11 protein-coding genes are annotated in these 8,785 nt (G+C 55.9%); 3 read left to right on the forward strand and 8 right to left on the reverse strand.

Annotation, left to right across the window (positions count from 1 at the left end):
* The 3 genes from BC440_RS04455 to dctP all read right to left on the reverse strand — a co-directional run bounded on the left by BC440_RS04455 (position 1) and on the right by dctP (position 3,117).
* A complete protein-coding gene (locus BC440_RS04455; protein WP_007090879.1) occupies positions 1-1,317 on the reverse strand; it encodes a TRAP transporter large permease in 1,317 nt (438 codons plus the stop codon).
* A gap of 12 nt (positions 1,318-1,329) precedes the next feature.
* Complete coding sequence (locus BC440_RS04460) at positions 1,330-2,028, reverse strand: TRAP transporter small permease (RefSeq protein ID WP_037990007.1); 699 nt, start codon at positions 2,026-2,028, stop codon at positions 1,330-1,332.
* A gap of 81 nt (positions 2,029-2,109) precedes the next feature.
* Positions 2,110-3,117, reverse strand: coding sequence for a TRAP transporter substrate-binding protein DctP (dctP, locus tag BC440_RS04465; RefSeq protein WP_071239654.1), 1,008 nt, complete (start codon positions 3,115-3,117; stop codon positions 2,110-2,112).
* Between the two features lie 319 nt (positions 3,118-3,436).
* Between dctP and BC440_RS04470 the strand changes: the two genes are divergently transcribed.
* On the forward strand, positions 3,437-4,114 hold the full coding sequence (locus tag BC440_RS04470) for a GntR family transcriptional regulator (RefSeq protein ID WP_071239655.1): 678 nt from the start codon (positions 3,437-3,439) through the stop codon (positions 4,112-4,114).
* A gap of 32 nt (positions 4,115-4,146) precedes the next feature.
* Positions 4,147-4,887: a TlyA family RNA methyltransferase gene (locus BC440_RS04475; RefSeq protein ID WP_071239656.1), complete on the forward strand. Its 741-nt coding sequence runs from the start codon at positions 4,147-4,149 to the stop codon at positions 4,885-4,887.
* Between the two features lie 31 nt (positions 4,888-4,918).
* On the opposite strand, the gene BC440_RS04480 is transcribed toward BC440_RS04475, so the two are convergent.
* From BC440_RS04480 to BC440_RS23070, 3 genes are all read right to left on the reverse strand, one after another.
* Positions 4,919-5,347, reverse strand: coding sequence for a heme-binding protein (locus BC440_RS04480; protein WP_007090884.1), 429 nt, complete (start codon positions 5,345-5,347; stop codon positions 4,919-4,921).
* A 132-nt stretch (positions 5,348-5,479) separates the two neighbouring features.
* Positions 5,480-6,352, reverse strand: coding sequence for a LysR family transcriptional regulator (locus BC440_RS04485; protein WP_071239657.1), 873 nt, complete (start codon positions 6,350-6,352; stop codon positions 5,480-5,482).
* Positions 6,353-6,424: 72 nt separating this feature from the next.
* Positions 6,425-6,610, reverse strand: coding sequence for a hypothetical protein (locus BC440_RS23070; protein WP_175484462.1), 186 nt, complete (start codon positions 6,608-6,610; stop codon positions 6,425-6,427).
* Here BC440_RS23070 and BC440_RS04490 point away from each other — a divergent pair.
* Positions 6,585-7,478, forward strand: coding sequence for a DMT family transporter (locus BC440_RS04490; protein ID WP_175484463.1), 894 nt, complete (start codon positions 6,585-6,587; stop codon positions 7,476-7,478). The two genes, BC440_RS23070 and BC440_RS04490, sit on opposite strands and share 26 nt — an antisense overlap.
* A gap of 14 nt (positions 7,479-7,492) precedes the next feature.
* On the opposite strand, the gene BC440_RS04495 is transcribed toward BC440_RS04490, so the two are convergent.
* Positions 7,493-7,960, reverse strand: coding sequence for a DUF2269 family protein (locus BC440_RS04495; protein WP_037989996.1), 468 nt, complete (start codon positions 7,958-7,960; stop codon positions 7,493-7,495).
* Between the two features lie 47 nt (positions 7,961-8,007).
* Entirely contained in the window at positions 8,008-8,613 is a 606-nt protein-coding gene (locus BC440_RS04500) for a TetR/AcrR family transcriptional regulator (RefSeq protein ID WP_007090888.1), read from the reverse strand.
* Between the last annotated feature and the right edge of the window lie 172 nt (positions 8,614-8,785).

Raw genomic sequence — 8,785 nt, forward strand, 5'->3', positions numbered from 1 at the left:
TTAACTTCCTCCTATGACCGTTTCGGGAAGCCATGTGGCAATTTGCGGGAAGAAGCACAGGATCACGATGGCCACCACCATGCACAGCACATAGGGCATCGCACCTTTCAGGATGGTCTGCAGGCGGATGTCAGGTGCAATCCCGTTAATGACATAAAGGTTCAGGCCAACCGGCGGCGTGATCAGGCCGATTTCCATGTTGATCGTCAGGATCACCGCAAACCAGTAGGGATCAAAACCGGCATTGACGATCACCGGCAAAAGGATCGGGGCCGACATCAGGATCACGGCAACCGGCGGCAGGAAGAAACCGCTGATCAGCAGGAACACGTTGATGAATCCCATCAGAACCCAGCGGTTGACGTCAAGGGCGGAAATCCACTGTGCGATGGATTGGGTGATGAACAGCGAGGACAGCATGTAACTGAACAGACCGGCAGCCCCGATGATCAGAAGGATCATCACCGATTCACGGGTCGTGTCGCGCATGATGTTCCAAAGCTTGCCCGGCTGCCACATGCGATAGATGATCATCGCGACAATCAGGCAGAACAGCGCGCCAACACCCGCCGTTTCGGACGGCGTTGCCACCCCGCCATACAGCGCGAAGAGAACCGCACAGATAATGACGATGAACGGCAGAACACGCGGAAGGATTTCAAATTTTTCCTTCCAGCTATAGGTCACCGATGCCAGTGCAACCGATGCATTGCCCTGACGCCAGGTCGAATAAAGCGACCAGGCCATGAACAGCGCGGTCAGCATCAGACCCGGCAGAAGACCGGCAAGGAACAGGCGCCCGATCGATGTGTCGGTCGAAATGCCGTAAACAATCATGGTGACGCTGGGCGGGATCAGAATGCCAAGTGTACCACCGGCCGCGATTGACCCGGCGGCAACCGAACTCGGGAAACCGCGTTCACGCATGGCGGGAATGCCCATCTTGCCAATCGCGGCACAGGTCGCAGGTGACGATCCCGACAGGGCGGAAAAGATCGCGCATGCCCCCAGGTTGGAAATGACCAATCCCCCCGGCACACGCGTTAACCAGCGATCCAGCACGGAATACAGATCACCACCCGCACGGGATGATGCGACAACCGCCCCCATCAGGATGAACATGGGGATGGCGAGAACTTCGAAACTTTCGAGTTTGGAAAACAGGATTTCAGGCAGCAGCGGCAGCGCGCTTGCGCCATCGAAAATCCAGATAAACCCGACACCGACCATCAAAAGACCGATACCGACCGGAATACCGGAAAACAGGATCAGGGTGGTGACAATGCCAACGAGCGCGGCAAGAGAAAGCGGATCCATTGCACCGGCTCCTTAAAACGGGTTGTCTTCGATATGGAAGGCTTTCGACCGGTTGGTCAGAAGGCACATCAGATCGGCGAGGAATTGCAGGAACAGCAGGCCAAAACCGACCGGCAGCATCAGGTAGGGCTTCCACAATGCGGGGGCCCAGATCGACGGTGATTTCCACCCGCCCTGATAGGCTTCGATCACCAGTTCGATGCCGTAAAAGGCAAACATCGCACTGATGGCAAGGCCGCACAGCAGGGTCGCAACCGCAAGCAGTTTGCGCGCCCCGCGTTTCAGATACATCGGCAGAAGATCGACATTCACATGCCCGCGCAGAAGCTGCACATAAGGCAGACCGATTAGGGTGCCGCCGATCATCAGGTAAATCACGGCTTCTGTCTGCCAGACGGTCGAGGAATTCAGGATATAGCGGATGAAGACCAACTGGCAGATCAGCAGCATGGCAATGAAGAACATCGATGCCGCGACAACACCACAGGTCTTTGACAGGAAGTGAACGACATTGACTGCGTGATCAAGCGGGCCACGCGGTTTCATCGGATCAGGGCGCGTCCCTGTGCCGGTGCTGCCGGTTTTTTCAGGCAGCGGTTCGACATCGGGTGGCGGCGGGAAACTGTTATGGTTCGACCGCGCGCGCGGTGCGCCATCGCCTTCGTCAGGCAGGTCGACCGGAAGGGAATTGGGGAAAACTGCGTTCGCCACGCTGGGACTCCTGAAGATCAAGCTCGTCGCAAAAAAGCGGAAAAGAAGTGGCGCCGGCATGCATCCGGCGCCACGAGACCATTATTCTACGGCAAGAGCCATATCGAGCAGTTCCTGACCGCCCGGGGTTTCTTCAACAAACTTCGCATAGGACGTCTGTTTGGCAAGTTCCTGCCATGCCTTGAAGTCGGCGTCGGTCAGATCGGCGATTTCAACACCGGCATCCTTGAAAACCTTGACGCTGTTGGCATCTTCGTTACGGGCTTCTTCGGAATAGAACGCCTCGGCCTTTTTGGCCGCCGCGGCAAGGGCATCTTTCTGGGCGTCGTTCAGACCGTCATAGGTTTTCTTCGACATCAGAACCGGCTGATACATGAACCATAGCGCGTTGGCACCCGCCGGGGTGTAGCATTTGACCTGTTCATAAATGCGGTATGAAACGAAGCTGGCGGAACTGGTGTTGGTGGCATCCAGAACGCCGGTCTGCATGGCCGGATAGATTTCCGAGCTCGGCATTGCGGCGATGGATGCACCGGCACCCTGAAGCATCTGTTCGAACGATTTGCCAGCGGCACGGATCTGCAGGCCTTTGACGTCATCCGGAACCCGGATGCAGCCCTTGGTCGAGGCAAAGCCACCGGCCAGCCAACCCTTGGCAATGGTAACAACCCCGTTTTCATTCAGGAGTTCTTCCATCTTTGCCATGAAAGGCGAGTTGTTCAGGCGTTCGGCGTGGTCATGGTTTTTAACCAGTGCCGGCATCAGCGTCAGGTTGGTTGCCGGAATACGGCCACCGGCATAGGCCAGCGGATAGACGATCATGTCAAGCTGACCGCGTTCCATCGGCGTCCACTGTTCGTTCGCCTTGAACAGCGAGCCGGAAGGGAAAATCTGGATTTCGAGATCGACATTGGCCGCTTTGACTTCGTCGGCAATGATCTGGGCGACCTTGTGGCGGACATCGCCGGTCGACCACTGGTGCGACAGCTTGAGCGTTTCCGCATCAGCGTTCGAGGACATGCCAAAAGTAGCGATGGACAGGGTAATAGCGGCGACGGACGCCGTAAGAGTACGTTTGAAAATCTTCATCTTTTCCTCCCGGATGAAGCATGCGTTTCTGGATGCATTTGTGACGTGTTGACACGTCTTTTTATTGGTGCGGATTTCGCAATATCAAAAAGCGTTACAGATTTCTGGCATCCTGTCTATGGATTTTTGTATACCAGAAATGTGTATTGCAGTGCCACAGATGTGCGCTCAAGGATTGCAGCCATTTTAGCCGTTTCTTGCCAGGTAACTTTTGCGATGCAGCAGAATTTCGGTGCAAAGCAGCACGTAAAAGGCTTTGCGCGGTACCATTTTCTATGTTCTGGTATACCACGATTGCAGCGCAAGGATGAGGCTTCTCATGTCACGGAACGGCAAGCTCGCCACCGATCTGGTTCAGAAACTTGAACGCGATATTGTCACCGGTGTTCTTAAACCCGGCGACAAGCTGGACGAGCGTAGCCTGTCGGAACGGTTTGGTGTTTCACGCACCCCGGTCCGCGAAGCGTTACAAACGCTGGCGGGGTCGGGGCTGGTGGCGACCATGCCTCGGCGCGGCACCATCGTTGCCTCGATCACCGTGGCCGATCTGATTGAAATGTTTGAAGTCATGGCTGAACTGGAAGCCATGTGTGCGCGTCTGGCTGCACGGCGCATGGCGCGTACCGATATCGAAAAACTCATGGCACTTGGCGATGAATGCGGCACGCTTCAGGAACATGCGGATGCCGATGCCTATTACGAGGCCAACGTCAATTTCCACGAAGTGATTTACGCCGGATGCCGCAACAGCTTCCTTGAACGCCAGACCAAGAATGTGCGCAACCGGCTCGCACCCTATCGCCGTTTGCAGTTGCACCGGCCGGGGCGCGTGAAAAAATCCAATGCCGAACATTCCGAAATCCTTGATGCGATTTCGACTGGCGATGCCGAACGGGCGGGCCGACTGATGCATCAGCATGTCGCGGTTCAGGGCGAGGCGTTAAACGATCTTCTGGCCATTGTGCCGCGTGGTTACCTTGAGCCGCTGGCAAGCTAGATTTCTTCGGAACTTTGCGCTAAAACCCGCGCATGGCAAAGAAACGTTTGGATCAGTTGCTTGTTGAACGCGGATTGGTGGAAACCCGGTCCAAGGCACAGGCTTTCATCATGGCAGGCAATGTCTTTAGCGGCGAGCAACGGCTCGATAAGCCGGGGCTGCAATGCAAGGAAGACATTTCGCTGACCCTGCGCGGGCAACCCCATCCGTGGGTTTCGCGCGGCGGGCTCAAGCTTGAAAAGGGTCTGGCCGAGTTTGACGTCGATGTCACCGGTTTTACCGGCATTGATGTCGGATCCTCGACCGGCGGTTTTACCGATGTCCTGCTGCAAAACGGTGCGGCCAAGGTCTTTGCGGTTGATGTCGGGCAGGGGCAGCTTGACTGGAAACTGCGCAATGACGACCGGGTTGTCGTGATGGAAAAGACCAATGCGCGTCACATCACGTCCGAACAAATTCCCGATCCCATCGATATCGTCGTCTGCGACGCCAGCTTCATCGGCCTTCGCACCGTGTTGCCAGCAAGCCTCGATCTAGTCAAACCGGGTGGTTGGCTGATTGCATTGATCAAGCCGCAATTTGAAGTCGGCAAGGAACGCGTCGGGAAAAAGGGCGTGGTCCGTGAACCGGAACTGCATCAGGAAGTCTGCGACACCATTTCCGACTGGCTGGCAAATCTGCCGGGCTGGCAGGTGCTTGGCATCGCGACAAGCCCGATCACCGGGCCCGAAGGCAATGTCGAATTTCTGATCGGCGGGCGGAAATCGGCGTAATCATTACCGATTCCCGCCAATAGTGATGGGCTTATTTACCGATCACTTTCAGGAAATGATCAATACCGGCCTGGGCGCAATCCTGATCCTGCGGCGGAGTGCCTGAACTGACGCCGATTCCGCCGACAACATCGCCATCAACCGATACCGGCAATCCACCGGCGACAATCGAAAGACGACCGCCGACTTCGGAATCGATACCGAATGCTGGCATGCCCGGCTGGGCCGCGGCGGCATATTCATGGGTCGCCTTGCGCGCACCCGCGGCGGTGAATGCCTTATCCTGGGCAATCGTGGTGCTGGTGACCTTGCCGCCATCCATGCGTTCAAAGGCAATCAAAACACCGGATTCATCGGTGATGGCAATGCACATCGGAACGCCGATTTCAGTTGCACGGTTGCGTGCACCTTCGATCAGGATTTTGGCATCATCGATCGACAGGCGTTTGATGGTCAGCATCGGGCTTCTCCGGCAGGTTTATCGTTAAAATCACGCATTATGCCGGGGCATCTTATGGTTTGCCGTCTTCTTCGATCAACCCGATAAAACGTCTTTTCACATGGTGGAAGCATGCGCAATCACGGGGTCGGTTTAGACCCGCTCGCTGGTGGTGCTTCGGACTGGCGCAAGGGCGGCAATTGCGCCAAGTGCCAGTTCCCGAACCGCCGGATTGGCCTGTTCGCGGACCAGAAGGGCGATATCGACCTTGGGCAAGCTGGGCAATGATGGATCATCGATAATCTGCATTCCGGCATATTCCGCGGTGCATCTGGGCATTGCGCCGATGGCGTGGCCGCCGTCAACTGCGGTGATGATCATGGAATTGGAGTCGCTGCTGTGGCTGATCCGAAACGCGATATCCTGGCGCGACAGGGCATCGGTAACGTAATGGCGAATGACGCAGCCATCGTGGAACAGCGACAGCCGTAACGGCCGCGCTTGATGATCAAAACCGGCATCGGCCACCCAGACCAAGGGTTCGGATGTGACATGCAGGCTGGGCGTGTCGGGATCGGCGGTCAGGATGGCCAGATCCAGATCGCCATTGGCAACCCGTTTACCAAGATTTCGGCTGATATCGGCGTGGCAGCTGATTTCCGTGTCCGGCAGGCGGATCGCCGCAATCCGCAAGATTTCCGGCAGGTAAATCGCGGCATAATCATCCGGAAGGCCGATGCGCAAAATCGAGGGGGCAGCATCCAGAAGATCGGCCAGCATCTTGTCATTCAGGCCGATGATCCCTTCGGCATAGGATTTGACGACAAGGCCGGTCGTGGTCGGGGTAATGGCATTGCGATCACGCGTGATCAGCGGCGCACCAACGGTATCTTCAAGCTTTTTGATCTGCTGGCTGATGGCAGGTTGCGTGCGCAAAAGGCGCTCAGCCGTGCGTGTGAAACTTTGGGTATCCAGCACGGTCAGAAACGTTCTGAGCAGATCAATATCGACATTGAGAAGAGCCATAAGCGCAATTTATCCCGACGATAAGGCGAAGCAATTTCACATCGATATAGCACTGCTGCAAGATAAGCGCTATCAGCCAAGGCGCATTTTGCACAACCTGCACATCGCCCCCGTTCCGAAAGACCAGACCATGCCCCATGTCTTGCCCGACATCCTGCGCAATACCGGAAACGCATCTGCTATTCCCTCCGCCACCACGGAAATTGCACCGGGAACCGAAAGGGTCACGCGGATGGTCCAGTCATCATTCTGGGCCATTTTAACCCTCGTAGTTGCGGCAATCCTTATGGGGCTTGGTCCGATTTTTGTGCGGTTCAGCGGTGTGTCACCCGATGCCTCGGCTTTCTGGCGTGTTGCGCTTGCTGCTCCTTTGCTGGGCGCGACCGTCTTCTTGATGCCGGCAGGATCATCAAAACCAGCGGTCGGAAATGGTGTTTCCGTGCGCAAGCATGATACGGGTTTGATGATCCTTGCCGGTCTTTTATTTGCCGCCGATCTGGTCGCCTGTCATATGGCGATCGAAATGACGACGGTCGGCAATGCGATTTTGCTTAACAACCTTGCACCGGTGATTATCGGGTTTCTTGGTCTGTTTGGCATCGCGCGCAAACCCGGTGTGATGTTCTGGTGCGGGGTGCCGTTTGCGATTATCGGCGGTTATTTCCTGTTTCGGGCCAGTGAAACTGGCGCAGGATCGATGCAGGGTGATGCCTTTGCCGTTCTGGCGGCCTTTTTCTATGCCGGATATCTGATTGTCATCAGCCGGTTGCGCCGCAATCACAGTGCCGCATCAATCATGTTCTGGAGCACCCTGACCACCATGATTGCCTTGGGCGTGATGATGGTGATCAAAGGCAATTTCGTCCTGCCGCCACATATAACAGGCTGGCTGGCGCTGATCGGTCTTGCGATGCTGGTGCATGTTTTGGGGCAGGGGATGGTGTCGGTCGGGCTGAAGCGCGTGGACGAGGCGACCGGATCAATGATCCTGCTGTTGCAGCCCTTTGTCGCCTCGATCCTTGGGGCTGTCATCCTGGGCGAGATGTTCAATGAGTGGCACATCATGGGCAGTGCGGCGGTGGTTGTGGCCCTTCTGATCGCGACCCGTCGTCGCCGCACGCTTTAGGCTTGATCTTGGCACTATCTGGCAATCATGAACCAAAGGGTGCCAACCGGCATCAGGGTTGCTGCAATGCCCAGCATCGTCCAAAGCCTTACACATTTATCATAGGCATCTGGCATGATGGTTTCACCCGCCGCCACCGTCTTGGCGGCAATCCGCGACATATATAGTTGCAAGGGCAAAAGCCCGACCAGCCAAAGGGTTGCCGCCATGGCAAACAGACTGATGCCAATCGTCAGATGCGGGCTATCGGAAAGCGAAACGCCTCCGGCATGAAAAAGACCAACCCCACCAATCACGACCAGAGCCGCGCCAAAGGCGGTAAAGGCCAGATCGGTGACATTCACCAACCGGCAGGCAAAGGCGATGATCACCGGGTTTCTGGTGCGGTCGGCCAGGCTTTTCCATACCGCCGTAACGATGATATTGCCCAGAAACAGTACGGCACCCAGAAGGTGAATGAATTTAACGGTGGTATATTCCATCGCGGACAGCCTTCGAATTTTGGGATATCGGAAACGGGAATTTCAGATCAGGTATTGTCCGGTGCGGTCAGGTCCTCGGCAAGCAGGCCCAGAACAAAATCGTCCAGTTCCTGATCGGCAGGCGGGACAATCATGCCGTCAATCACCAGCATGGCGATACCGTGTGCGCGGCTCCATGCGGCCAGCGCGCGGTTATAGGCGGTGGCCGCCTCGTTCAGGGTCATGTCGGCACGGCGATCAACCGATGTAACGGCGCGCTGCAACACATCAAACGCATTATCGGCTGCTTCGCGAAGTTCGGGATATTGATCCAATGGCGGGCGTTCCCGGCCAAAAATCAGGCGAAAATGTTGCGGGAAATCGACCGCGAAATGCACATAGGCCGCACCCAGCGCCATGATGCGCTCTTCGTGTTTTTTGATATTTGCAGCAACATTTTCAAGCCGTTCGGCAAAGCGTTCAAACGCATCAATCGCTACTGCCGCCAAAATGCCATCCTTACCGTCAAAATGGCGATAGGGCGCTGCTTCCGAAACACCGGTAAGCCGCGCAAGACGTCGCAACGACAGGCCACTTGGGCCTTCTTCGGTCAGGATGTTTTCAGCTTGCTGTAGAAGGACATTACGGACGTCGCCGTGGTGGTATTTCCCCATAAACTCGTATCTCGATTTTCTTATGTTAACTTTGTTAACTTTAACAATCGATAGGCCATGACACAAGCAAAAAAGGACCGTCAATGTGACGGTCCCAGACCGCTGACAAACCCCGTCATATTTTGGCGGGGTTTTTCTTTTAGAGGTGTTTGAAAGCTGGCTTGAGTGTGCC

This window comes from Thalassospira sp. MIT1004, from assembly GCF_001858545.1.
Classification (GTDB): Bacteria; Pseudomonadota; Alphaproteobacteria; order Rhodospirillales; family Thalassospiraceae; genus Thalassospira; species Thalassospira xiamenensis.